A 23,122-nucleotide genomic window follows, 5' to 3' on the forward strand; every position below is an offset into this window, starting at 1 on the left:
TCCGCGCCAAAGGTCTGACGTCCTGACGAGCGCGGCCATTTGAGGAATTGCGATGACCGGGACTGCGCCCGAACCTGCCGACAAACCGCACCGGGTGGCGATTGCGGCCGAGTCGCCAACTGGCTCCGATTGTCCGCAGGCACTTGACGGCGGGTCGCTCAGCGCGTCGGCCGAGCGCATCGATCGACGCTTGCATGCAGCGCTGGCTCAGGTCACGCGCGGTGTCTCGCCCGCTGCGCTGGGCTTGGCATGGCTGGACTGGGCCTGGCATTTGGCCATTTCACCTGGCAGGCAGGTGGCGCTAGCGCAACAGTTGATGCAACACTGGCGCGGCCGGTCGCCGGACTTGCCCACCCCTCGCATGGAAATCGGCGACCCCCGCTTTGCCGATCCGGACTGGGAGCGATGGCCGTATGGCCTTTTTCGTGACATGTTCGTGCGCACCGAAGCGTTCTGGCAAGCCGCCACCACCGGTCTGCGCGGGGTTTCGCCACACCATGAGCAGGTAATCAGTTTTGCGGCCCGGCAATGGACGGACTTGCTCTCGCCGAGCAACTGCTGGTGGCTGAATCCTGAGGTGCTGCGCGTGACAATGGAGACGGGCGGACGAAACTTTCTCGCCGGCGGAGCGCATTGGCTGGAACACCAGCAAGAGATCTGGTCCGGGTACGTCCCCGGCGCTTCGCGTCGGCGTTGTGCCCCGTCTCGGGTCGGCCAGAGCATCGCCGTCACGCCCGGCAAGGTGGTCTATCGCAATGCCTTGATGGAACTGATCCAGTACGCGCCGCAAACGCCGGAAGTCTGGCGGGAGCCCGTGTTGGTCGTGCCCTCCTGGATCCTGAAGTATTACATCCTGGACCTGGCGCCTCACAGTTCGCTCGTGCGCTATCTGGTGGAACGCGGTCACACCGTCTTCATGATTTCCTGGAAGAACCCGGGTGAAGAGGCACGCGACCTGGGTCTGAACGACTATCTTGCGTCCGGCCTGTTCGATGCGCTCGCCCAACTGCGTCACATTGCCGGCCCGAGCCCGGTCCATGCTGCCGGCTATTGCCTTGGCGGCACGCTGCTGGCGATTGGTGCCGCTGTGCTCGAGCGCGACGCAGGGCGAGAGCCCGCTTCGCTTCTATCGGTCACCTTGTTCGCGGCACAGACGGATTTCAGCGAGCCGGGCGAACTGGGCCTGTTCATCGACGCGAGCGAGCTCGGGTATCTCGATGCCTTGATGTGGGAACAAGGCTATCTGGATGGCGCACAGATGGCCGGCGCCTTTCAGCTGCTGCACTCGCGCGATCTGGTCTGGTCTCGACTGATGCGCGAGTACTTGCTGGGCGAGCACCCTGAGCCGACCGATCTGATGGCCTGGAACGCCGACACCACGCGCTTGCCTTACCGCATGCATAGCGAGAATTTACAACGTCTGTATCTGCGTAACGATCTGGCGGAGGGCCGATATTGCGTGGAGGATCGGCCGGTCGCCCTGGCCGATCTCAAGTTGCCCATGTTCGTGGTCGGCACCGAACGCGACCACGTATCGCCTTGGCGTTCCGTCTACAAGCTTCACCTGCTGACCAGCACCGAAATCAGCTTCCTGCTCACCTCGGGCGGGCACAATGCGGGCATCATCTCGGAGCCAGGCCATCCCGGACGGCATTTTCGTTTCGGCACGCGGCCCGGGGGCGGACCCTATTTCAGTCCGGATGAGTGGTTCGCCCGCACACCGGTATGTGACGGATCGTGGTGGCCGCGGTGGCAACAATGGCTCGCCGATCATTCCAGCGAGAAGACGACTCCGCCCGCCCTGGGTGGTGGTTCCGTATTGGCCGATGCCCCTGGCACCTATGTATTCGAACCCTGATCGCGTGCCGGTGGCGCACCCGAATCGAGAGTATCTCGGGAAACCCGCGGCCGCGATCGCAATGCTTACGGACGCGGCGTCCTTGTCAGCCATCGGATCTGGTCGCGGACGATGGGATAAATCTCGGTACGCCAGCGTGGCCCGGAAAACAGATCGTAGTGACCACACTGGTGGACCGTGACGTGCCGCTTGTGGCATGCGGCAATGCCGTGACACAGATCGTGCGCGGCTTGGGTCTGGCCGCGGCCGGTGATGTCATCCAGTTCGCCTTCGATGGTGAGCAGGGCGGTGGTGTGGATGTCTTGCGGGCGCACTGGCTGGTCCCGCACGCGCCAACTGCCGCGGGCCAGCCGAAATTCCTGAAATACGATCCGGACGGTGTCCAGATAAAACTCGGCCGCCATATCAAGCACCGCGTTATACGCGTCGCACACGCGCCGTTGCACTTCGGCGCGCGGGACGTCACCCCGAATGAGATTGAAGTAGTGGTCCCAGTGCGATCCGACCAGATGGTCGGGCTGTGCCGCCACCAGATCGGCCACTTGCAGGAAACTCGGATACACCTTGCGACCGGCGCCGGGGTAGGGGGCTGGCACGGCGTGGATGAGGTTCTGTTGAAACCAGGCAAGCGGCCGGCGCGCCGCCAGCTTGTTGAGCCCGGTGGGGCTGCGGCGGGCATCGATCGGGCCGCCCATCATGATCAGGCTCCGGGGCGTCGGCTCGCCCGCGCTCGCCATCAGGGAAATGGCCGCCAGCGCGGGCACGGTTGCCTGGCAAATTGCAAGCACGTGCAAGCGGTCGGTGCCGATCTGGCGGATGCACGCCTGCACTAGCGCCACATCCTCATCCAGGTCGAACGGCCCGTCAGCCAACGGCACGCGGCGGGCATCGGTCCAGTCGGTCACGTACACCTCGTGGTCCGGCAGCAACGTTGTCACGGCCTCCCGCAGCATGACGGCATGGTGACCCGCGAGCGGGGCGCAGAGCAGCACCGCTGGCCTCTCCTCGCGGCCGGCGACGCCGCCAACCGCGGCCACCTCGGGCGCAAAGCGCCGCAGGCGGCAGAATGGCCTGTCGAGCAGCGTCTTCTCGACCACCGGGATTGTGCGACCCTCCTGTTCGACCGCCCCGATGTTGAACTCGGGCTTCTCATTGGCTTTGCCGAGCCGGTAGAGAAATTCGTAGCCTGCAGCTAGGTATGGCGCACCCGGAAGCCAGGCCAACGGGCTGTCAGCATCGGCAAAGGCGTGCGCGGCGCCTGCTGCCCACATCGTCAACGGATGCAGGAGCGCGCGCTGATATTCAACGAACTGGTACAGCATTGGGCCTCCCGCGAGCAGGCCAGACGTTCCGGACATCACCGTCAGATGCGGCGCCAGGTTCTTACTATAGGGCAGGGACTGTCGGTTGGGCGTTGTCGTAGGTCGACGGCCTCAGGTTTCGCCCCTGAAGGGGCTACCTACTTTTGGACGGCCCAAAAGTAGGCAAAAGGCGCCGTCTGCCCTAGACTGGCGGCCAGTCTTATCGTAGTGAGCTACGGTTTTTGTACGGGTATTTGCTTCAGGGCATAGCTACGATGCCTGCCGCGTTGGGACGAGATGGCGCGAGGCATTGACAGTCCGTCCTCCCGACCTCGTGAGAGCGGAGTGGTACGCAGCTTGATGTCCGTCAGGATATGCAGCGCGAATCGCGCACCACGGTTGTCGGCCAAAAACTCTTGCCGCAGGCACGCCACTTGATCACGGTGCCACTCCGCTCTCACGAGGTCGGGAGGACAGCGCTGTTCCCGGCGTTGCCCCTGGCGATCTGCGCGGCAGGCAGTCCAGCTATGCCCTGAAGCGAATACCCGTACAAAAACCGTCGAACACTACGATAAGACTCCCGCCCGGCGGGCAAGAAGGCGCTTTTTGCTTCCTTTTTGGCGCAGTCAAAAAGGGAGTCGCCGGCTACGCCGGCGAAACAGCAGCGCATCCAAGAACACAGACCCGAAATCCGGCGAAGAACCAAAAAAAGCCCGCGCAAAGGCGGCCGTCGCAAATGTCGAGTCGGCGTCAATATGCACCGGGGCGGGACATGACGACAGCGGCAGCGGCTTTTCCTCGCGCGGCAGGATCCGCTATCCCTGCCGATAGGTAATAGCAATGCACAATAAGCGCGCGGTGCTTGATGAGTTCCTTGAGGCTGTCACACATATTGGCTCGAATCTGCTCGGCGGTCTCGCTGTCAACGCCGTCTTTCTTCAGGTGCGCAATCCGCTGTTCCTGCGCTTCAATGCGCTTCCTAAGGCGCTCGATGGCCTGATCCGTTTCGTCCAGGTCTTCGAGATCTTCCTCTATGTTGCGCGTGACCTCTAATCCCGGTTGCATGATGGGCTCCATGCTGATGACCATGCTTCTGTGATAGGTCAGGGGCGAGAGCACAGGTATCAGGCGTGGTCCTACAACCCGCTGCTGGCGATGAATGGCGCATCAACCAGGGATGTCGCGTGGGTCATTGTCACCGGCTTACCCGGCGTTCAGCGCCGGAAGATCCAGATCACGACCGACACCACCACTGACACCAGAACGCAGGTCGTGATCGGAAAGTAGAAGCTGAACCCGTCCCGGACGATATGGATATCGCCGGGCAGCCGCCCGAGCGGCAGCTTCGACAGCCAGGGCCAGAAAGCGGCGGCGGCGATCAGCAGGCCACCTAGGATGAGAAGCAGGCGTTGCATGAGTGGGATCGGTCAGGTTCTGCCATGTTCTGATGCGTTGGACCGGGCGATCATGGCACGTTCATCGGGAGCAGCACCATCTGTTTGCCCCGCATGTGCAGGCGCGCCTGCAGTTCTACCGGCGTCTGGTTGTGCAGCCATGCCGTCAGGAAATTGACCTGTCGAAAGATAAGTTTGCTGGCGAAGCAGACGCTGTTTGGATATTCCTCCAGCACGGCTTCGGCCAGCCTCACGAATTCGCGTACGGGGTCCGTGCCGAACGCCACCCGGGAATCCGCGGCAAGACCGTGGCGGTGACAATGGCCGATGTAGTAGTGCAATGATGCGCCAATCGCATTCTGCAGGCGATGCAGAGTTTCCTGCCCTTCATAGCTCTGGGCATCGACTTCCCCCACCGCCAGGAAGATCACGTTCTTGAAATGGCCGGGGAAGAGCCGTTCGACCCACAGCAAGGCATGCATGCTGACGCCGCGATGCTTGCCCACCAGCACGACGGCTGTGGGTTGGGCCGGATCAAGCGGCCGGATCTGGCTGGCATCGACGGGCGGCGGCCCGCCCGCAAACAGTTCATCTTCGCGCGCGAGCTCGGCGCGCGTCTCGGTGTAGTGGCGCTTGATGAGGAAGCACACGCCAACGACGGCGCTTGTGACCAGCACGGTGAGCCAGCCACCGGCGGTAAACTTCTCGACCAGGGTAATGACAAGCACGGTCGCGGTTACGGTGAAGCCCAGCATCGAGAGGGCGAACCGGACGATCCATTGGCCACCCTCATGGCGGTGGCGCCACCAATAGATGCACAAGCCAAGCAGCGACAGGCTGAAGGTCAGGAAGACGTTGATGCTGTAGAGCACCACCAGCACCGCGACCTGGCCGTGTGTCCACAGCAGGATCAAAAGACTGGCGATCCCCATCACGATGATGCCGTTTTGCCGGACCAGCCGGGTCGAGAGGTCCCGAAAGTGCCGCGGGACCCAGTAATCCGCCGCCATATTGGACAGCACCGCGGGCCCGTCCAGGAAACCGGTCTGGGCCCCGACCAGCAGGAGTCCCGCTTCGAATGCGAGCACGGAGGCCAGCAGCGCATGGCGGGCAAAATCCGATCCCAGCCCGAGGTTGTCGATGATGTTGGCGAATACGACGGCGTTCAGTGTCTGACCTTCGGCTGGCCTGGCGTTCCAGAGCATGTAGAGGAGGATGATTCCCCCTGCCGTGAAGGCGAGCGACGTTGCCATATAAAGCATCGTCCACTTTCCATTGGGAACGCGGGGCTCGGCCAGCATGTTGACATTGTTCGATACGGCCTCCAGGCCCGTATAAGTGCCGCCACCCAGGGAGAATGCACGCATCAGGATGGCGACTACCGCCATGGGCCCGAGAACCTGCGAAAGCTTCGACGCTTCGCCCACAGCGTTCGGAACTACGGCACCGAGATGATCGGCGTGGGCAACGATGCCATAAGAAATCAATCCCAGGTGCAGCACGACGAAGCCAAGAAAGATCGGCATCAGGATCAGGATCGACTCCTTCATCCCGCGAAAGTTGAGGCCGGTCATCCCTGCCACCAACACCAGCTCCGTGGCCAGCTTGAACGCCTGCGCCCCAACCGGCAGCAGGCTGAAGAAGGCGTCGACGCCGCTGGCCAGCGAGGTGGCGACCGTCAGCACATAGTCGACCAGCAATGCCGCGCCGGACACCAGCCCTGGCCGCGGCCCCAGCAGCGCCGTGGCCACCCGATAGCCGCCGCCGCCGGTAGGGAAGAGTTCAATGACCTGGTTGTATCCGACGGCAATGATGAAGACCGTCGCGGCAGTGGCAAACGCGAGGAACACTGCCAGCGGGGTATGCGCGCCCAAGGCGAGAAAGGCCTCCTCGGGGCCGTAGCAGGACGACGAGAGACCGTCCGCGCCGAGTCCGACCCAGGCAAGAACCGGTGCGACAGCGATCGCGTGACGGGTCCCTGGGTCGAGCGGATCGAGCGGCTTGCCGGCCAGGACCTTCCACCACTTCGATAATTCCGCCATCGTCGCCACCCGGCACGCTATTGCAGCGCAGCACGCGAGGCGCCGCGCACGGACTCATGGCTGGCGGCGTCGATACGCAGGCGCCGGCTTGCCTGGACCGGCCAGGCGATGGCATCCGGCCCGGTTCGGGGGACAGGCCGTTGGGTGATCGAGGGGTGTGTCACGCTATCCATCCCGCAAGCGAGGTACCGAAGTCGTATCGAGAGATCTCGTTGCCGTCGCGATCGAATGTGACGAGGATCGCGCCATCGCGCCTGGCCTGAGCGGTCGCCGCCGCCACCGCAGCCTCGCGGGCGGGATGGTGCGATTCAGCGTTTCGCGCGCTCTCGTAGATGACATCCCATCCGTCACGGTAGGGGACGACCTGGAGTTCGGCGGACATGGGGCTCCTTTACCGATCAACGCATCTCCCTTGCGAGCATTGATCGCGCATTGTTAGCTGGACCTGCTTTGGGCTGCTTCCATAGAGAACGCCCGGGGGGCGAACACACCCCGGCGGGGCCTCAGTGGGCAAGACTGTCAACGCACGGGGGTTGGAACGCGGCCGGATAGACGACAAGCGCAGGGCGTGCATGAGCCGTGCGTGGGCGGTACACCGTGAACTCCGACGGGATCTGCGCGCGCGGGGCATTGACCAGCGTAACGGGCACACGGGCGCGTCGCATGATCCTGGCCGGAATGCCGGCGCCTGCCAGTGCCAGGAGCCGCGACCAGGCCGACAGGCCAAGGACAATACCGTCGCATTGGCAGGCCTGCGTGGCGTTCAATATCGTACTCGCGGGCGACCCGATGCCTATCTGTGCCACATAGTCCACGCCGGAATCGTCAAGAATTTCGCCTGCACGTGCCAGTGCGGCTTCCCCTTCCTTGCGTTCGCGCTCTCGCAGCCTGGCGACGGAGTGGTAGGCGCACGCCTTTCCCTGCTCAATCGGGGTTTGCACGTTGAGCAGCACGATCTGCGAAACGCTTCCCTCTCTATAGAGGAATGCTGCATGCCGGACAGCCCATAACGAACTGTCCGAGCCGTCAACGGCGACGAGGAGCTTGATCATGGCGGTTCAACACGGGTAGCGGCACCGCGCCGGCGGCGATTTGTCGGCGAGGCAAGTCCTATGCAACCAGCGTATGCGAGGACGCGTTTACCGTGCATCAATATATGGCGGCAGCGCATAAAAATTCGATAAAGAAGCGCCAGCCGACCCGGCAGGTTCTTGCTCGACGACGCTGCAGCAGCAAGACGCATTGGTGCGACCAGCTCCGGGTGCTCTCGTCCAAGCCGAAACCGGTGTGTTTTCCACTACTGATCAAGCCGCCAGCAGGCGGCGAAGTGCTTTTCCATTCGCTTGGCTGGTCCGTTCATGCTGATCTTTATGTGTTCTTTATACGTACCGATCACCTTTCTACCCAGTTTTTACTACCCCGTCGCTAAGCTGCAAGCCGAAAACCACTCAAGGGTGTTTGGTCATGGACGGGATCTTTCTGATCGTATTGATTGGCTTCGCCGTGCTGAGCGCGGCCCTGCTGGGGCTTTGCGTCATGCTTGCCCCGCATTCTTCGGCGGGCACCGGGCACGGCGCTCCGCATAACCAGGTGCTGTCAAAGAACAGCGCGTCGGACAGGGGGCTGTGATGAGCTGGACCGATATGTTGAGCGGCGTGCTGGCAGCTGCCATTTTTGTTTACCTCCTTATTGCGCTGTTCCGGCCGGAGAAATTCTGATGTCCTCGCAATTCGTGGGCCTGCTGGTCCTGTATCTCGTCATTCTCCTGGCATGCGCACCATTCCTCGGGCGCTATCTCAGGCGTGCCGTGGAGGATGGCCGCTACGCGCTGACCGCGTGGGGCCGCCCGCTGGAGCGGCTGCTGTATCGCCTGGGCGGCGTGCGTGCCGAGGCCGAGATGGGGTGGAAGCAATACACCATCGCGGTCCTCGCCTTCAACCTGCTTGGCGTGGTAGCGGTCTACGCGCTGCAGCGCCTGCAGGGCATGTTGCCGCTGAATCCGCAAGGTTTTGGTGCTGTCACGCCGGACTCGGCCTTCAACACAGCCATCAGCTTTGTCACCAATACCAACTGGCAAGGCTATTCCGGTGAGTCGACCATGGGCTATCTGACACAGATGCTCGCGCTCACCGTGCAGAACTTCTTTTCCGCCGCAACCGGCATCGCCGTGGTCTTCGCGCTGATTCGGGGCTTCGCGCGCCAGAGCGCGGCCACCATTGGCAACTTCTGGGTCGATATGACCCGGACCACCCTGTATGTATTGGCGCCGATCGCCACGGTGATCGCGCTGGCGATGGTCAGCCAGGGCGTGATTCAGAATTTCGATGCCTACAAGGAAGTCAGCCTCGTCACGCCGGTCGAGTACAGCCAGCCCAAGGTCGATGCGGCCGGGCAGCCGGTGCTCGATGCGCAGGGCAAGCCGGTGACGGAAGACCTGAAGACGGACAAGCAGACACTGGCGATGGGTCCGGTCGCCTCGCAAGAGGCCATCAAGATGCTTGGCACCAACGGCGGCGGCTTCTTCAATGCCAACTCGGCGCATCCGTTCGAGAACCCGAACTCCCTGGCCAACTTCATCCAGATGCTTGCGATCTTCCTGATCCCGGCCGCTCTGTGCTTTACGTTCGGCGAGATGGTGGGGGACAGGCGACAGGGGGTGGCGGTGCTGGCCTCCATGACGGTGATCTTTGTCGCCATGGCTTGCGTCGCCGCAATGTCCGAGCAAATGGTCAACCCTGCCTTGTCCGGCTTGCCGGTCGACCATGCCAGTTCCCTGTTGCAGGCTGGCGGCAATATGGAAGGCAAGGAAACGCGCTTCGGCATGGCGGCGTCGGCGCTGTTCGCCACCATCACGACGGCGGCATCGTGCGGCGCGGTCAATGCGATGCATGACTCGTTCACCGCCATCGGCGGGCTGGTGCCGATGCTGCTGATCCAGCTGGGCGAAGTGGTGTTCGGCGGCGTCGGCTCGGGGCTGTACGGCATGCTCGTCTATGCGGTGCTTGCTGTCTTCATCGCCGGCCTGATGATCGGGCGCACGCCGGAGTACCTTGGCAAGAAGATCGAAGCCTACGAAATGAAGATGGCCGCCGTGGCGATCCTGGTCACGCCGCTGCTGGTGCTGCTCGGCACCTCGGTGGCGGTCATGGCCGAAGCAGGGCGCGCGGGCGTCTTCAATCCCGGCACGCACGGCTTCTCGGAGATCCTTTACGCGCTCTCGTCGGCCGCCAACAACAACGGCAGTGCCTTTGCGGGCCTCTCCGCCAACACGCCGTTCTACAACACGCTGCTGGCAGCGGCCATGTGGTTCGGCCGGTTCTGGATCATCATTCCGGTCCTTGCGCTGGCGGGCTCGCTCGCGGCCAAGAAGCGCGTGCCGCCGAGCGGCGGCACGATGCCGACGCACGGCCCGCTGTTCGTGGTCCTGCTGGTGGGCACGGTGCTGATGGTTGGCGCGCTGACCTATGTGCCGGCACTGGCGCTCGGGCCGGTTGCCGAGCAGCTCCAGGGCGCGGTGACGGCAACCGCGGCCAAGTAAAGCGACTACTGACGAAGAGATATCGGGCATTCCTACACGTTCGGCACCTGCGCTGGATGGCATCGCAGGCGCCGGATGTCCCTAGTGGATTGCGGAGAAACCATGCAACATGATTCGATGGCCCCAGCGGCCAAGCGCGGCGGCAAGACGCACGACGCGACTTCCACCAACACAGTCCAGGCGCAGAGCGTGCCGGTGTCCGGGCGGCAACGCGGTTCCCACCATCATCGCCCGCCGGCGCGAAGCATGTTCGCGCCGGAACTGGTGAAGCCCGCGATCGTCGCGGCCTTCAGGAAACTGTCGCCGCGGGACCAGCTGCGTAACCCGGTAATGTTCGTGGTCTACGTGGGCAGCATCCTGACGACCATCCTGTTCCTGCGGGCGATGTTCGTGCCCTCGGCAGCGCCTGGCGGGGAAAGCGCGGCCTTCATCCTGGCGGTATCGGTATGGCTGTGGTTCACGGTGCTGTTCGCCAACTTTGCCGAGGCCTTGGCGGAAGGGCGGAGCAAGCAGCAGGCGGAAGCGCTGCGCGGTCTCAAGACGACGGTCACCGCGCGCGTACTGAAGGACGGCAAGCGAGGTAGCGCCACGGAGGCCCGTGCCGCTACGGCGCTGCGGCGTGGCGACGTCGTGCTGGTGGAAGCCGGCGACATGATCCCCGGGGACGGAGAAGTGATCGACGGCGTGGCCTCGGTTGACGAAAGCGCCATCACCGGCGAATCGGCGCCGGTGATCCGCGAGTCGGGCGGCGACTTCTCCTCGGTGACCGGCGGCACGCGCGTGCTGTCTGACTGGATCGTGGTACGCATCACGACCAATCCCGGCGAGAGTTTCATCGACCGCATGATCACGATGGTCGAAGGCGCCAAGCGGCAGAAGACTCCGAACGAGCTGGCCCTGACCATCCTGCTTGTCGGCCTGACCCTCGTACTGCTGCTGGCCACGGCCACGCTGCAGCCGTTTTCGCTCTACAGTGTCCTGGTGACAAAGGCCGGCGTGCCGGTGACGATCACCGTACTGGTGGCGCTCCTGGTCTGCCTGATTCCGACCACGATCGGCGGCCTGCTGTCGGCAATCGGTGTCGCCGGCATGAGCCGGATGATGGAAGCGAACGTGATCGCAACGTCGGGCCGTGCCGTCGAAGCCGCCGGTGACGTGGATGTGCTCCTGCTCGACAAGACCGGCACCATTACCCATGGCAACCGTCAGGCATCGCGCTTCATCCCGGCACCGGGCGTGTCGCTGTTGCAGCTCGCGGAAGCGGCCTGGATGTCGTCGCTGGCCGACGAGACGCCCGAAGGCCGCAGCATCGTCACGCTGGCCCGCCAGCAGGCGGGGTTGGCGGCGCCGGAGATCGCAATGCTGAAGCACGTATTCGTGCCGTTCAGCGCCCAGACCCGCATGAGTGGTGTCGACCTGGGCGACGAAGGCAACGAGCGGCACGTGCGCAAGGGCGCGGCCGAGGCCGTGCGCCACTATGTGACGGAGCGTGCCGGGAAATTCCCGGATGCCGTATCGCAGGCCGTGGATGAGGTCGCGCGCGTCGGCAGCACGCCGCTGGTGGTGGCCGACGGCAGCGGCGCTGCGGTGCGCGTGCTTGGCGTGATCGAACTGAAGGACATCGTCAAGACCGGCATTCGCGAGCGCTTCGGCGAGCTGCGCAAGATGGGCATCAGGACCGTGATGATCACCGGCGACAACCGGCTGACGGCGGCCTCGATTGCCGCTGAAGCCGGCGTCGATGACTTCCTGGCCGAGGCTACGCCGGAAGCCAAGCTGAAGCTGATCCGGCAGTACCAGACCGAAGGGCGGCTCGTTGCGATGACCGGTGACGGCACCAACGATGCACCGGCACTCGCGCAGGCCGACGTCGCCGTGGCGATGAACAGCGGCACGCAGGCGGCCAAGGAAGCCGGCAACATGGTGGACCTGGACAGCAACCCGACCAAGCTGATCGAGATCGTCGAGATCGGCAAGCAGATGCTGATGACGCGCGGCTCGCTGACGACCTTCAGTGTCGCCAACGACATCGCCAAGTACTTCGCCATCATCCCGGCGGCGTTTGCCACCACGTATCCGCAGCTCAACCTGCTGAATGTGATGGGGCTCGCCACCCCGGCTTCGGCCATCATGTCGGCGGTGATCTTCAATGCGCTGATCATCGTCGTGCTGATTCCGCTTGCGCTGAAGGGCGTCGTCTACCGGCCGCTGGGCGCCGCGGTGCTGCTGCGCCGCAACCTGCTGATCTACGGCCTTGGCGGCATCCTGGTGCCATTTGTCGGCATCAAGTTGATCGACATGATCCTTGCCGTGTTTGGCTGGGTCTGATTTCCCCTACGATTCGGAGCATTCATGAATACGCAAGTGCAGTCCCCGCAGCCGTCGCCTCCACCCGTGCAGGCGGGTCTTGTCAGGCCGATGCTGGTGGTGTTCATCACCCTGTCGCTGATTACCGGCCTGCTGTATCCCGGCGTGATTACAGCCATCTCGAAGGCCGTGTTCCCGCATCAGGCAGCCGGCTCGCTGATCGAAAAGGATGGGAAGGTGATTGGATCGGAACTGATCGGCCAGCCGTTCTCCGACCCGAAGTACTTCTGGGGGCGGTTGTCGGCGACGGCGCCGATGCCGTATAACCCCGCCGCGTCGGCAGGGTCGAACCTGGGCCCGACCAATCCGGCGCTGACCGACGCGGCCCGTGCGCGCATCGACGCGTTGCACGCCGCCGATCCCGGCAACCAGGCGCGGGTGCCCGTGGACCTGGTCACGGCATCCGGAAGCGGGCTGGATCCGCAAATCAGCCCTGCCGCGGCCGAATACCAGGCGGCGCGCGTCGCACGGACCAGGGGGATTCCGATCGAACAGGTGAAACAACTGATCGCCGCGAGTACCGAAGCGCCGCTGCTGTCGGTACTGGGTGACCCAGGCGTCAATGTGCTGAAGCTGAACCTTGCATTGGATGGCATCGCGCCGAAGCAATGAAGTCCCTGAAGGTTGGGCGATGTTGTCGGGCTGCACGCCCGGATCAGCGGCAGCGGTACCCGGATGCGGAACCGGATGGGTCCGCTCCTGCCGGGATTGGGGGGGAGCCATCCTATGACTGATGCCGAATTTCGCGAGGCTGATGCGCGCCCCGACCCCGACGCGTTGCTCCAGCGCGTGCAGGCCGAGGGTGCGCGGGCATCGCGCGGCAAGCTCCGGGTCTACTTTGGCGCCTCGGCAGGGGTTGGCAAGACCTTTGCCATGCTCACTGCAGCGCGAGCGGCATCCGTGCAGGGTACGGATGTCCTCATTGGTATCGTGGAGACCCACGGCCGCGCGGAAACCGAGGCACTGATCGCCGGTGTCGAACGGCTGCCAATGAAGGATGTGCCGTACCGTGAGCGGGTGCTCAAGGAGTTCGACCTGGACGCGGCGCTGGCCCGGCATCCCTCGCTGATCCTGGTTGACGAACTGGCACATTCCAACGCGCCGGGCAGCCGCCATCCCAAGCGGTGGCAGGATATACAGGAACTGCAAGCCGCCGGCATCGACGTCTGGACCACGGTCAATGTGCAGCACCTCGACAGCCTGAACGAGGCCGTGGGGGGCATCACGGGAATTCGCGTGTGGGAAACGGTGCCGGATACTGTCTTCGACAGCGCGGACGAAGTCGTGCTTGTCGACCTGCCCGCCGATGAACTGCTGCGTCGGCTGAAGGAGGGCAAGGTCTATCTGCCGGAGCAGGCGCGACATGCGGCACGCAATTTCTTCCGCAAAGGCAACCTGATTGCCCTGCGAGAGTTGGCGCTGCGCCGGACCGCCGACCGCGTGGACTACGATGTCCGGGCATGGCGCCAGTCGGAATCCGTGCAGGCGGTCTGGCGGACCCGGGAGGCGGTGCTCGCTTGCGTCGGCAGCGGCGATGATGCGGAGCAGGTCGTCAAGAGCGCCCGCCGGCTTGCCGGCCAGCTCGATTGCGACTGGCATGTGGTGACCATCGCCACACCGAGACTGGCGCCGCCATCCAATGCCGCAAAGGTTCGCCTGCAGACGGCCATGGGTCTTGCCGAGGAGCTGGGCGCGCGCACCGAGACACTGGCTGGCAACGACATGGTCCAGGCAGTCGTCGGTTACGTGCGCCGCCACAACCTGACCAAGGTGGTGATCGGCCGGGCGCCGGCAGACTGGCGCCGGGGTGGGACCTCGCTTGCAGAGCGGGCCCGCTCCCTGCTTGGCCTGGCCTTGTCGCCATTTGTCAACGCGCCGGCGTGGCTGTTCGGCCGCCGCAGCTTTGCCGATGCGCTGGCGATCGGGTGTCCGGAGATCGATATCATCCGCGTAGCCGCCGACACGACGCGGGCCGACATTCGCCCGCGCCACGGCGCCGAGGAGCCGGAAGTCCCGGCGGCAAGCGACGGGGCGACGCGCAAAGATTACTTGTGGGCAGCAGTATGGTGCGCCGGTGCCACGGCACTGTCGGCGCTGGCCCACCCCTGGTTCGACCTCGTCAACATCGCCATGCTGTTTCTCGCGGCGGTGGTCGGGGTCGCGCTTCGTCACGGCCGCGGGCCGGCAGCGCTGGCTTCGGTACTGGCCGTGGCCGCGTTCGATTTCTTCTTCGTGCCACCGCGGCTGTCATTTGCCGTCAGCGACGTGCAGTATCTGCTGACATTCCTGGTGCTGCTCTCCGTCGGGCTGGTCATTGGACAACTGACAGCCGGTTTGCGCGAACAGGCGCAAGTGGCCGTGCAGCGGGAAGAAGACGCGCGTACGCTGTACGAGCTGGCCCGTGAATTGTCTGCCGCGCTGATGCCGGATCAGATCGTTTCGATTGGCAGCCGATTCCTGCGCGCTGCATTCGGTGCCAACTCGGCCTTCTTCCTGGTTTCACCGGAAGGGCGGTTGTTGCCACCAGTATCCGATGCCCGCCAGCATGACTCCGAGGCGCGAACCGACTCGATTGACCGTGTGCTGGCAGCGTGGGTATTCGACCACGGCCAGCCGGCCGGCACAGGCACGCATACATTGCCCGGCAGCACAGTACTGTATCTTCCGTTGAAGGCACCGATGCAGACGCGTGGCGTCCTGGCGGTGGAGCCGGCGGTCTCGCACGCCTTCGCGCAACCAGCGCTACGGCGTCAGGTCGACGTGTTCTGCACCCTGATCGCGATCGCAATAGAACGATTGCACTATGTCGAAGTGGCACAGGAGGCCTTGCTGTCGATGGAGTCCGAGCGTTTGCGCAGCTCATTGCTGGCCGCCGTATCCCATGATCTGCGAACCCCGCTGACAAGCCTCATCGGCATGGCGGAAACCGTTCAGCGTAGCTATCCGGCGCTGGCGCCGCCGCTGGACGAGACAGTATCCGCCATGCTGGAGCAGGCAAAGCGGATGCGGACGATGGTGGTGAATCTGCTTGACATGGCTAAGTTGCAGAGTCGTGATGTCCGGACGAACAAGGAGTGGCAGTCGGTGGAGGAACTCGTAGGCGCCAGCCTTGCCGCCATGCGCGATGCACTCGGACGCCATCGCGTTGTCGTCGCCGACTTGTCCAAGGTACCTCTGGTCGAATGCGACGCCGTGCTGCTCGAACGCGTGCTGTGCAACCTGTTGGAGAATGCAGCCAAGTACACGCCGGCGGGTACTGAAATCCGGCTGTCGGCCGCGCCTGTCGAGGACGAAATCAGGATTGCAGTCGAGGATGACGGGCCGGGCGTGCCAAAGGGCAAGGAGCGGCAGATCTTCGAGAAATTCACGCGCGGTGAGCGCGAGTCCGCGACCGCGGGTGTCGGCCTGGGGCTCGCCGTATGCGAGGCAATCATGCAAGCGCATGGCGGGCGCATCTGGGTGGAGCCGGCCCAGCGGCCAGACCGGCCCGGCGGGCAGGCGGGCGCGCGCTTCATGGTCGCGTTGCCGCGCGGCAATCCGCCAGCGGTGGAGCCGGAGCCGGCTGATGCCTAGCAGGGTGCCATACACGCAAGGAGAGGAAGTTCATGCCATTCGATTTTTCCCCGACGATTCTGCTCGTTGAGGATGAACCACATATCCGGCGCTTTGTCCGCTCGACGCTGGAGTCCGAAGGCTGCACAGTGCATGAGGCTGAATCGCTCAAGCGCGGATTGATCGAGGCGGGTACCCGGCAGCCTGATCTTGTCGTGCTCGACCTCGGGCTGCCTGATGGCGACGGCGTGCAATTGATTCGCGAGATGCGTACGTGGACCGATGTGCCAATCCTTGTGCTGTCTGCGCGCAGTGGGGAAGCCGACAAGATCGGCGCGCTGGATGCCGGCGCCGACGACTACCTGACCAAGCCCTTCGGCGTCGGGGAACTGATCGCACGCCTGCGCGTGCTGCTGCGACGGCATGCGAGGGCCAACCCTCAAGGCTCCCACCAGATCACGTTTGGCGACGTCCATGTCGACCTCGCGAGCCGTGTTGTCACCCGTTCCGGACAGGACGTGCATCTGACCCCGATCGAGTATCGCCTGTTGGCGGTGCTGCTCGCCCACCGTGGCAAGGTCATGACGCACCGGGAATTGCTGCGAGAGGTGTGGGGACCTTCACAGGCCGAAAGCAGCCAGTACCTGCGCGTCTACATGGGACATCTGCGGCACAAGCTTGAAGCGGACCCGGCGCAGCCCGCCCATCTGCTGACGGAAGTGGGCCTGGGCTACCGGTTTGCCGGATAGCATCGAAAGCCCCCGATTCTTTATTGAATCTGCACACAGGCATTGCGGCTTTTGATACCGTTTTTAGGTGTCAGGCCATATCGTGGCGAGGCTCCCTGCAACGGGGATTTCTTCAACTTTCGTCACAACAACAATGACTGACTTGCGCCATACCGCAGCCGCGCTGCTTGCCTGTTCCGTACCTTCCATCCTCTTGTTCGCCACCATGCCCGCCATGGCGCAATCCCAGCCAGACGCCGGGGTGCCTGCAGCGGCTCCGGCCGCTGCCGCTGCCGAGCCGGCATCGCCGCATACGTTCACGGCCAACGTTTCGCTGGTCTCGGACTACCGCTATCGCGGCATCAGCCAGACCAACCTGCGTCCGGCGATCCAGGGTGGCTTCGACTACGTGCACGAGAGCGGCTTCTACGCGGGGAACTGGAACTCCAGCATCAGTTGGCTCGAGGATGCCAACCCGTCGGTGTCGGCGCCGGTTGAAATGGACTTCTACGGCGGCTTCAAGAACACCTTCAAGGTGTCTGGCCTCGAGTTCAACTATGACCTGGGCGTGCTCGAGTACTACTACCCGGGCGGCTACAACAACCCGCGCCCGTACACCACGGAACTGTACGCCGGGATCGGCTGGGGCCCGGTGTTCCTGAAGTATTCGCATGCCGTGACCAACCTGTTCGGCTTCAACGACAGCAAGAACAGCTACTACGTCGACCTGACGGCCAACGTGCCGCTGAATTTCTGGGACCTGACGCTGAATGCGCATGTGGGTTACCAGGGCGTGACGCACAACAGCGACGCCTCGTATACCGACTGGAAGATCGGCCTGACCAAAGACCTGGGCAAGGGCTTTGCGCTGGCGGTGGCCTACGTGGACACCAACGCCAGGGAGTCGGTCTACACCAGCGCCAACCGGGGCCGCTACCTCGGCAAGGCCGCGGCCTGGGCTTCGCTGACGAAGACGTTCTGAGCGCGAGCGCTGTGCCAGCGTCGCCGATCTTGATGCCGATTTAATGCCTCGGCCCAATATCCTTGCATCAAATTTAGACGGCGCTGGCTAGCATAAAGCCATGTCCAACACGCGACCCGCTACCGCGAGGGTCTACCAAATCATGCGACAGTCAAGCCTGGCCGTTGACAACGTTCCCCGACGTACCGCCTTGCGTAGTAGCGAAGGCACCATGACCGCGCTGCGAGCGGTCCCACGGCAGGCGCCGGCCTGGATCCGTTTGAGTCTTGCGGTGGCATCCACCCAGGTGTTCGCTTTGCGGCAGACCATGCACAGGGCACTAGGCGACCTTGCCCGCGTCTATGTGGTGAAGGTGGACTACCGGCACGGCGAGACCATGATGTACGTGGAACTGGCCCGCACGGACCGCGACGAGGTCATGCACGCCATCATGATGACTTTTCCGGCCGCGCAGTTTGGGGTAACGACAGCCCTGGGGAATGAGCATGTGGCGCACTGAAGAAGAGAGCTTCTCCGGTCCTGCTGTCCGCGCCTGCAGCGGTATCGTAGCGATTTCCCGCAAGGCGCCGTGGGGTATCTGGGTGCCCATGGTGACGCCCATGCGCGCCGGGGCGCTGGATCTGTCGGCTGCAGGCAGGCTGGCTGAGAGCTATGTCAAGGCAGGCGTGAACGGCCTGATCATACTAGGCACGACGGGCGAGGGAGGCCTGCTTGACACCCGCGAGCGGCAAGTCTTCACAGCGGCAGTGCTCGAGGCTGTCCATGGCGAGCTGCCGGTGATGGCTGGCGCAGGCGCGGTGGATACCCGGACGGTGTGCGCGCAGATTGCTGAGCTGGACGCCTTTGACCTTGCCGGCTATCTTGTGCCACCGCCGTACTACCTGCGCCCCTCTGATGAGGGCATTGCGTGGCATTTCAACGAGGTGGCGCGTGCAACCGATCGTCCGTTGATGCTGTACAACGTTCCCAAGCGGACGGGATGTGGGTTGTCGCCGGGGCTCATACGATCGCTGCTTGCACATCCGCAGATCGCGGCGGTCAAGGAGTGCGACAGCGGAAATCTCGGCGCGCTTGCCGAGGATGCGCATGCCACCGTGCTGTGCGGAGAGGACGCCGCCATGCTGGATCACCTGCTTGCCGGCGGCGCCGGCGTGATAGCAGCGTCGTCGCATATCCGGCCGGATCTCTACGTGCGCCTGCTGCATCTGGCGCAGACCGGCCATTTCGGCGCGGCGCGTGTATTGTTTGCCAGACTGGCTCCGATGATTTCCCTTATGTTCGCAGAGACGAATCCCGCGCCGGTGAAGGCCGCATTGGCACTTTACGGCGTGATCTCCCCGGAAACACGCCTGCCGCTGCAGCCGGCAAGTTCCGTGTTGTTGCAGCGGCTGGAGGAGGCCATGGCCCTTCTTCCGCCGCCTTGCACGGCACGGCACCAGCCTGTTGCGGCCTGATAGCCCGCCATCGCTGCCCGGCCGCCTCGCGACTGGCTGTCGGGCAGCTTCAGGCGACGGATTTTATGCGTTGTTAATACCGCTGGCCAAGGTATTTACACCGGTTTTGCGATTGCGTTTGTAAATTGATATCAGGCCCCCGGGAGCCTGGGACTCCGTAAATGCTGGTCTGGGGCGCCAGGGGCAGGGCCCTTGGCGGGCTACCCGCCGGCTCATTCGTCGAGGCGAACATGAAACTTCCCGTGCCGATCTTCCTCACCTGCACAGCATGCGGGCATATTCACTCGGAAACCCTGCAGGATCTGGTCTCAGGAACGGTGCCGCTGCCGTTGGCCTGCCCCGCCTGCCATCGGGAGCTCAGCGTCGACTGGGACTCGGTTGCCGGTCAGGCCGAACTCCTGGGGCTCATGGATACGGAGCGATAATTCGCCAACCGTGGGTGCCCTGGTCAAGCGGGTCTGGCAACCCCGCACGCAGTGGCACCCAAGTGTCATCGCACCTCCAGTGCGAAATCCCTGAGCAGCGTCTGCTGGCTTGCGTCCAGTATTTCCTGCCCGAGCTCGGGATTGGCGCCGGCTACCGCGCGCGACAGGATGAGCGCGCCCACCATCTCGCTGTAGAACGCGATTGCCTCCCGGCGCGCTTCCTGGCTGTCTGCGCCTTCGGCGCGCTGCTCCGCGACGAGCCTCGTCAAGGTTTCGATCATCTCCTGCAAGCCATTCGCAAAGCGCGCTTGCGCCTCGTGGCCTAGCCGGCGGATGTCCGCGGTGAGGCCGGCTACCGCGCAACCCTGCTCGATATCGCTGCAATGCGTGCCGGACAGGTAATAGTCGACCTGCCGCCGCAAACGGTTGCCGCCCGGGGCAATTGGTGCTGCGATGGCTTCCTTCAGATCGTGGTTGGCTTTGTCCATCGCAGTCGCCACGACTTCAGCCGCCAGCGCCTCCTTCGATTCGAAGTGGTTGTAGAAGCCACCCTGGGTAAAGCCCGCGGCCTTCATCAGCGCGCTCAGGCCGACACCATCGATTCCGTGCTCGCGGAACAGCTTCTCCGAAGCCGCAATGATGGCCTTGCGGTTCTCTGCCGCCTGCTGTTTTGAGACGCCCATCGCTCAATGCTCCTCTGTGCGGTTGTCACCTCAAGTATAGCCGCCCCTGACAAAGACAATGGCGATTGCCCTTGACTTTTCTGATGCGATCGCCAAAACTCAATGTCAATCACCATCGTGATTGAGTGAGCGCACAACGCAGGGGCCTTCATGTACATCGAACGTCACCAGGCCTTGCTCAAGCCGACCCGCCAACCACCCCCCGGAGCATCAACTTGACCACTACCACCGAAGCCGCCAACAAGGCTCTTGTGCTCGAAGCGTTCGACACGCTCTTCAATCAACGCGACTACGCCGCCGCCGAACGATTCTGGTCACCCGGCTATATCCAGCACAGCGCGCATATCGAACCGGGCCGCGATGGCCTGTTCAACCTCATCAAGACCCTGCCGCCGACCTTGCGGTACGAGCCCGGCGTGATCGTGGCCGATGGCGACTACGTGATCATCCACGGGCGCTTTTCCGGCAATGGCCGTCCGCTCGCCTGGATTGCCGCCGACATCCTGCGGATTGCCGACGGCGTGCTCGCCGAGCATTGGGACGTGCTGCAGGACGAAGCAACCGAGGCTGAATCGAAGAGCGGCCTGCCCATGTTCGGGAGCAGCTTCCCGCGCTGACTCCCTGATTCCAATCGTCATCTCCATCGGAGGCACATCATGAAACTCACAGGCAACACCGTATTCATCACGGGCGGCGGTTCGGGCATTGGCCGCGGTCTCGCCGAAGCGCTCCACAAACTCGGCAACCAGGTCATCATCTCCGGCCGACGCGCGGAGCGTCTGCAAGCGACCATCGATGCGAACCCCGGCATGCAGGCGGTATCGCTCGACGTCACCGATCCGGCGGATGTCGCAAAGGTCGCTGCCAGGCTGATTGCCGATCATCCCGGGCTCAACGTGCTGATTAACAATGCGGGCATCATGTTGCCCGATGGCGCGGGAGGCCCGGTCGACGACGACCTGCTGACCTCCACCGTCGAGACCAATCTGCTCGGGCCGATACGCATGACCTCGGCGCTGATCGAGCACCTGAAGACGCAGGAGGGCGCCGTCGTGGCCAATGTTACCTCGGTACTTGGCTTTGTGCCCCTGGCCATCACGGCCGTGTACAGCGCGACCAAGGCGGCCCTGCATTCCTACACGCTCTCCCAGCGCTATCTGCTTCGGGACAGCAAGGTCTCGGTCATCGAGATCGCGCCGCCCTGGGTCCGCACCGAACTGCTGAACAGCAGCGAGGAGGAGCGCGCGATGCCTCTGGAAGCATTCATTGCGGGCGCGATCGAACTACTGGGCACGGAAGCCACCGAAATACTGGTGGGCCCCGCCGTGGACATGCGCGCCAATCCGGGACCAAACGAGCACGCCTGGGTCAACGACTTCAACGACACGATGGCTGCCGGTTGACTCGGGATTGCCTGAAGGGAGCCAGGCAATCCCCCCAATAACCCTACCCAATTGCCATGGACAGATTCGGATCCGTCGATGCCTTCGTGACAGCTGCGAGGCTTCGGATTCTTGATGCATGGCATCCGGGGAATGATCACGATGCACCGACCCCGGCAGTGCGCACCAAGGACCTCGACATGGTTACCGCAAGCAAGATTCCGAGTGCTGTCTACCTGCTCGCTCTCGGCGCCTTCGCCATCGGCACCGAAGGCTTCATGATTTCCCCGCTGCTTCCGGGCCTGGCCGCCGATTTCGGCGTGTCCATCGAGCGGGCCTGGCAACTCGTTTCCGTATTCGCGCTGGCCTACGGCATCAGCTCACCGGTGCTTACGGCTGCCACCGGGAACGTCAGGCGCCGCACGCTGCTGCTGGCAAGCATGATCGTATTCGCGCTGTCGAACCTGCTTGCCTGCCTTGCCCCCGGATTCTGGTGGCTGATGGGTGCGCGTGTACTGCTGGCCCTTTCGGCCGGGTTGTTCGTTCCGGGCGCGAACGCGCTGGCGGGTGCGATCGCCCATCCGGCGCTGCGCGGCCGTGCGATCGCTCTCGTCAATGCCGGCATCACGGTGGCGCTGACGCTCGGCGTACCGATGGGCGCCGTCATCGGTCACGCGCTTGGCTGGCGCATGACGTTCGCCGGCGTCGCCGTTCTGTCGGTGATTGCGGCGATCGGAGTATATGTCGGCGTGCCGCGCGAGATCGGGCAAGGTATTCCAACCGCGACATTGCGCGAGCGCGTCTCGGTCGCCGCGCGGCCAGCCGTGCTGGCAACCCTGTTGGCTACCACGCTGTGGGCGACCGGCTCGTACACGGTCTACACCTATCTGTCGCCGCTGGTCACCAGCATGACCACCGTGCACGATACGCAGATCAGGCTCGTGATGCTCACATGGGGAATTTCGGCTGCCGCAGGCGTGTTCCTTGGCGGCAGCCTGAGCGACCGGCTGGGGCCGCCGCGCGTGATCGTGCCGGCTGTAGCGATCATGGCAATGGCCTTCCTGAGCTTTTCCCTTGTCGCTCGGCTGGTGCCTCCGGAATACGCATTGGGCCCGGTGCTGGTCGCGCTGGTCATCTGGGGAGTGAGTGCGTGGGCGTTCTACCCCGCCCAGCAGGCGCGCCTGATCGAGCTGGCCGGCGTCAACGTCGCGTCGATCGTGCTGTCGCTCAATGCGTCGTTCATGTATATCGGCTTCTCCGTCGGCGCCGCGGTTGGCGGCCTGACGATGGCCCAGAGTCATGTCGGCAATCTGGGGCTGGTCGGCGGATTCTCTGAGCTGGCGTCGGTAGCGGTGACACTGGCGATCCTGGCCCGCAATGCCAGGGTCGTGGCGCCGGGCTCGGCCGCGTGATGGC

22 protein-coding genes are annotated in these 23,122 nt (G+C 63.8%); 15 read left to right on the forward strand and 7 right to left on the reverse strand.

Annotated elements, in window-relative coordinates; translation table 11 throughout:
- The first annotated feature begins 52 nt into the window (after positions 1-52).
- Positions 53-1,858 carry a PHA/PHB synthase family protein gene (locus tag RM96_RS21695; RefSeq protein ID WP_082016653.1) on the forward strand — a complete coding sequence of 602 codons (1,806 nt, stop codon included), beginning with the start codon at positions 53-55 and terminating at the stop codon, positions 1,856-1,858.
- A 65-nt stretch (positions 1,859-1,923) separates the two neighbouring features.
- Here RM96_RS21695 and phaZ read toward each other — a convergent pair whose 3' ends face one another.
- From phaZ to RM96_RS21725, 6 genes are all read right to left on the reverse strand, one after another.
- Entirely contained in the window at positions 1,924-3,180 is a 1,257-nt protein-coding gene (gene phaZ, locus RM96_RS21700) for a polyhydroxyalkanoate depolymerase (RefSeq protein WP_039013580.1), read from the reverse strand.
- Positions 3,181-3,909: 729 nt separating this feature from the next.
- Entirely contained in the window at positions 3,910-4,248 is a 339-nt protein-coding gene (locus tag RM96_RS37475; RefSeq protein ID WP_238587362.1) for a hypothetical protein, read from the reverse strand.
- A gap of 125 nt (positions 4,249-4,373) precedes the next feature.
- Positions 4,374-4,574 (reverse strand): DUF2905 domain-containing protein, encoded by a 201-nt coding sequence (locus RM96_RS21710; RefSeq protein WP_039013582.1) that lies wholly within the window; start codon positions 4,572-4,574, stop codon positions 4,374-4,376.
- A 50-nt stretch (positions 4,575-4,624) separates the two neighbouring features.
- A complete protein-coding gene (locus tag RM96_RS21715; RefSeq protein ID WP_039013583.1) occupies positions 4,625-6,595 on the reverse strand; it encodes an APC family permease in 1,971 nt (656 codons plus the stop codon).
- A 160-nt stretch (positions 6,596-6,755) separates the two neighbouring features.
- Positions 6,756-6,977: a DUF2188 domain-containing protein gene (locus RM96_RS21720; RefSeq protein ID WP_039013584.1), complete on the reverse strand. Its 222-nt coding sequence runs from the start codon at positions 6,975-6,977 to the stop codon at positions 6,756-6,758.
- A 121-nt stretch (positions 6,978-7,098) separates the two neighbouring features.
- The gene (locus RM96_RS21725) at positions 7,099-7,647 is read right to left on the reverse strand and encodes a universal stress protein (protein ID WP_039013586.1); all 549 of its coding nucleotides are present in this window, start codon (positions 7,645-7,647) and stop codon (positions 7,099-7,101) included.
- Between the two features lie 412 nt (positions 7,648-8,059).
- On the opposite strand from RM96_RS21725, the gene RM96_RS39455 reads away from it, so the two are divergent.
- From RM96_RS39455 to RM96_RS21775, 11 genes are all read left to right on the forward strand, one after another.
- A complete protein-coding gene (locus tag RM96_RS39455; RefSeq protein ID WP_193752502.1) occupies positions 8,060-8,224 on the forward strand; it encodes a hypothetical protein in 165 nt (54 codons plus the stop codon).
- Positions 8,224-8,313, forward strand: coding sequence for a K(+)-transporting ATPase subunit F (gene kdpF, locus RM96_RS21730; protein WP_039013588.1), 90 nt, complete (start codon positions 8,224-8,226; stop codon positions 8,311-8,313). Before RM96_RS39455 ends, kdpF begins: the two co-directional genes overlap by 1 nt.
- Positions 8,313-10,133, forward strand: coding sequence for a potassium-transporting ATPase subunit KdpA (kdpA, locus tag RM96_RS21735; protein WP_039013589.1), 1,821 nt, complete (start codon positions 8,313-8,315; stop codon positions 10,131-10,133). Before kdpF ends, kdpA begins: the two co-directional genes overlap by 1 nt.
- A gap of 102 nt (positions 10,134-10,235) precedes the next feature.
- Positions 10,236-12,461: a potassium-transporting ATPase subunit KdpB gene (gene kdpB / locus RM96_RS21740; protein WP_039013590.1), complete on the forward strand. Its 2,226-nt coding sequence runs from the start codon at positions 10,236-10,238 to the stop codon at positions 12,459-12,461.
- Between the two features lie 24 nt (positions 12,462-12,485).
- Complete coding sequence (kdpC, locus tag RM96_RS21745) at positions 12,486-13,112, forward strand: potassium-transporting ATPase subunit KdpC (protein ID WP_052279648.1); 627 nt, start codon at positions 12,486-12,488, stop codon at positions 13,110-13,112.
- A 114-nt stretch (positions 13,113-13,226) separates the two neighbouring features.
- Positions 13,227-16,073, forward strand: a complete 2,847-nt coding sequence (locus tag RM96_RS21750) for a sensor histidine kinase (RefSeq protein WP_052279649.1) — start codon at positions 13,227-13,229, stop codon at positions 16,071-16,073.
- 32 nt (positions 16,074-16,105) lie between these two features.
- On the forward strand, positions 16,106-16,801 hold the full coding sequence (gene kdpE / locus RM96_RS21755) for a two-component system response regulator KdpE (RefSeq protein WP_039013591.1): 696 nt from the start codon (positions 16,106-16,108) through the stop codon (positions 16,799-16,801).
- Positions 16,802-17,006: 205 nt separating this feature from the next.
- Entirely contained in the window at positions 17,007-17,762 is a 756-nt protein-coding gene (locus RM96_RS21760; RefSeq protein WP_052279653.1) for a TorF family putative porin, read from the forward strand.
- 100 nt (positions 17,763-17,862) lie between these two features.
- A complete protein-coding gene (locus tag RM96_RS21765) occupies positions 17,863-18,261 on the forward strand; it encodes a hypothetical protein (RefSeq protein WP_238587363.1) in 399 nt (132 codons plus the stop codon).
- Positions 18,248-19,216 carry a 4-hydroxy-tetrahydrodipicolinate synthase gene (dapA, locus tag RM96_RS21770; protein WP_052279650.1) on the forward strand — a complete coding sequence of 323 codons (969 nt, stop codon included), beginning with the start codon at positions 18,248-18,250 and terminating at the stop codon, positions 19,214-19,216. The genes RM96_RS21765 and dapA overlap by 14 nt, the downstream gene beginning before the upstream one ends.
- A 230-nt stretch (positions 19,217-19,446) precedes the next feature.
- A complete protein-coding gene (locus RM96_RS21775) occupies positions 19,447-19,641 on the forward strand; it encodes a hypothetical protein (RefSeq protein WP_152624183.1) in 195 nt (64 codons plus the stop codon).
- A 65-nt stretch (positions 19,642-19,706) separates the two neighbouring features.
- Here RM96_RS21775 and RM96_RS21780 read toward each other — a convergent pair whose 3' ends face one another.
- A complete protein-coding gene (locus RM96_RS21780) occupies positions 19,707-20,324 on the reverse strand; it encodes a TetR/AcrR family transcriptional regulator (protein ID WP_039013595.1) in 618 nt (205 codons plus the stop codon).
- A gap of 215 nt (positions 20,325-20,539) precedes the next feature.
- Here RM96_RS21780 and RM96_RS21785 point away from each other — a divergent pair, with 215 nt between their 5' ends.
- From RM96_RS21785 to RM96_RS21795, 3 genes are all read left to right on the forward strand, one after another.
- The gene (locus RM96_RS21785) at positions 20,540-20,941 is read left to right on the forward strand and encodes a nuclear transport factor 2 family protein (RefSeq protein WP_039013598.1); all 402 of its coding nucleotides are present in this window, start codon (positions 20,540-20,542) and stop codon (positions 20,939-20,941) included.
- Positions 20,942-20,980: 39 nt separating this feature from the next.
- Complete coding sequence (locus tag RM96_RS21790) at positions 20,981-21,727, forward strand: SDR family oxidoreductase (protein WP_039013599.1); 747 nt, start codon at positions 20,981-20,983, stop codon at positions 21,725-21,727.
- Positions 21,728-21,906: 179 nt separating this feature from the next.
- Entirely contained in the window at positions 21,907-23,118 is a 1,212-nt protein-coding gene (locus RM96_RS21795; protein ID WP_039013631.1) for an MFS transporter, read from the forward strand.
- Positions 23,119-23,122: the final 4 nt, after the last annotated feature.

It is taken from the genome of Cupriavidus sp. IDO (assembly GCF_000812465.1).
Lineage (GTDB): Bacteria > Pseudomonadota > Gammaproteobacteria > Burkholderiales > Burkholderiaceae > Cupriavidus.

Bases quoted from the DNA above. Each gene is read 5' to 3' on its own strand.
- RM96_RS21715 (WP_039013583.1), bottom strand. From the start codon at position 6,595: ATGGCGGAATTATCGAAGTGGTGGAAGGTCCTGGCCGGCAAGCCGCTC.
- kdpF (WP_039013588.1), top strand. From the start codon at position 8,224: ATGAGCTGGACCGATATGTTGAGCGGCGTGCTGGCAGCTGCCATTTTT.
- RM96_RS21795 (WP_039013631.1), top strand. From the start codon at position 21,907: ATGGTTACCGCAAGCAAGATTCCGAGTGCTGTCTACCTGCTCGCTCTC.
- kdpB (WP_039013590.1), top strand. From the start codon at position 10,236: ATGCAACATGATTCGATGGCCCCAGCGGCCAAGCGCGGCGGCAAGACG.
- RM96_RS21780 (WP_039013595.1), bottom strand. From the start codon at position 20,324: ATGGGCGTCTCAAAACAGCAGGCGGCAGAGAACCGCAAGGCCATCATT.
- RM96_RS21760 (WP_052279653.1), top strand. From the start codon at position 17,007: ATGCCCGCCATGGCGCAATCCCAGCCAGACGCCGGGGTGCCTGCAGCG.
- phaZ (WP_039013580.1), bottom strand. From the start codon at position 3,180: ATGCTGTACCAGTTCGTTGAATATCAGCGCGCGCTCCTGCATCCGTTG.
- RM96_RS37475 (WP_238587362.1), bottom strand. From the start codon at position 4,248: ATGGTCATCAGCATGGAGCCCATCATGCAACCGGGATTAGAGGTCACG.
- RM96_RS39455 (WP_193752502.1), top strand. From the start codon at position 8,060: ATGGACGGGATCTTTCTGATCGTATTGATTGGCTTCGCCGTGCTGAGC.
- kdpC (WP_052279648.1), top strand. From the start codon at position 12,486: ATGAATACGCAAGTGCAGTCCCCGCAGCCGTCGCCTCCACCCGTGCAG.
- RM96_RS21775 (WP_152624183.1), top strand. From the start codon at position 19,447: ATGAAACTTCCCGTGCCGATCTTCCTCACCTGCACAGCATGCGGGCAT.
- RM96_RS21765 (WP_238587363.1), top strand. From the start codon at position 17,863: ATGTCCAACACGCGACCCGCTACCGCGAGGGTCTACCAAATCATGCGA.
- kdpE (WP_039013591.1), top strand. From the start codon at position 16,106: ATGCCATTCGATTTTTCCCCGACGATTCTGCTCGTTGAGGATGAACCA.
- RM96_RS21725 (WP_039013586.1), bottom strand. From the start codon at position 7,647: ATGATCAAGCTCCTCGTCGCCGTTGACGGCTCGGACAGTTCGTTATGG.
- RM96_RS21790 (WP_039013599.1), top strand. From the start codon at position 20,981: ATGAAACTCACAGGCAACACCGTATTCATCACGGGCGGCGGTTCGGGC.
- RM96_RS21720 (WP_039013584.1), bottom strand. From the start codon at position 6,977: ATGTCCGCCGAACTCCAGGTCGTCCCCTACCGTGACGGATGGGATGTC.
- dapA (WP_052279650.1), top strand. From the start codon at position 18,248: ATGTGGCGCACTGAAGAAGAGAGCTTCTCCGGTCCTGCTGTCCGCGCC.
- RM96_RS21710 (WP_039013582.1), bottom strand. From the start codon at position 4,574: ATGCAACGCCTGCTTCTCATCCTAGGTGGCCTGCTGATCGCCGCCGCC.
- kdpA (WP_039013589.1), top strand. From the start codon at position 8,313: ATGTCCTCGCAATTCGTGGGCCTGCTGGTCCTGTATCTCGTCATTCTC.
- RM96_RS21750 (WP_052279649.1), top strand. From the start codon at position 13,227: ATGACTGATGCCGAATTTCGCGAGGCTGATGCGCGCCCCGACCCCGAC.
- RM96_RS21695 (WP_082016653.1), top strand. From the start codon at position 53: ATGACCGGGACTGCGCCCGAACCTGCCGACAAACCGCACCGGGTGGCG.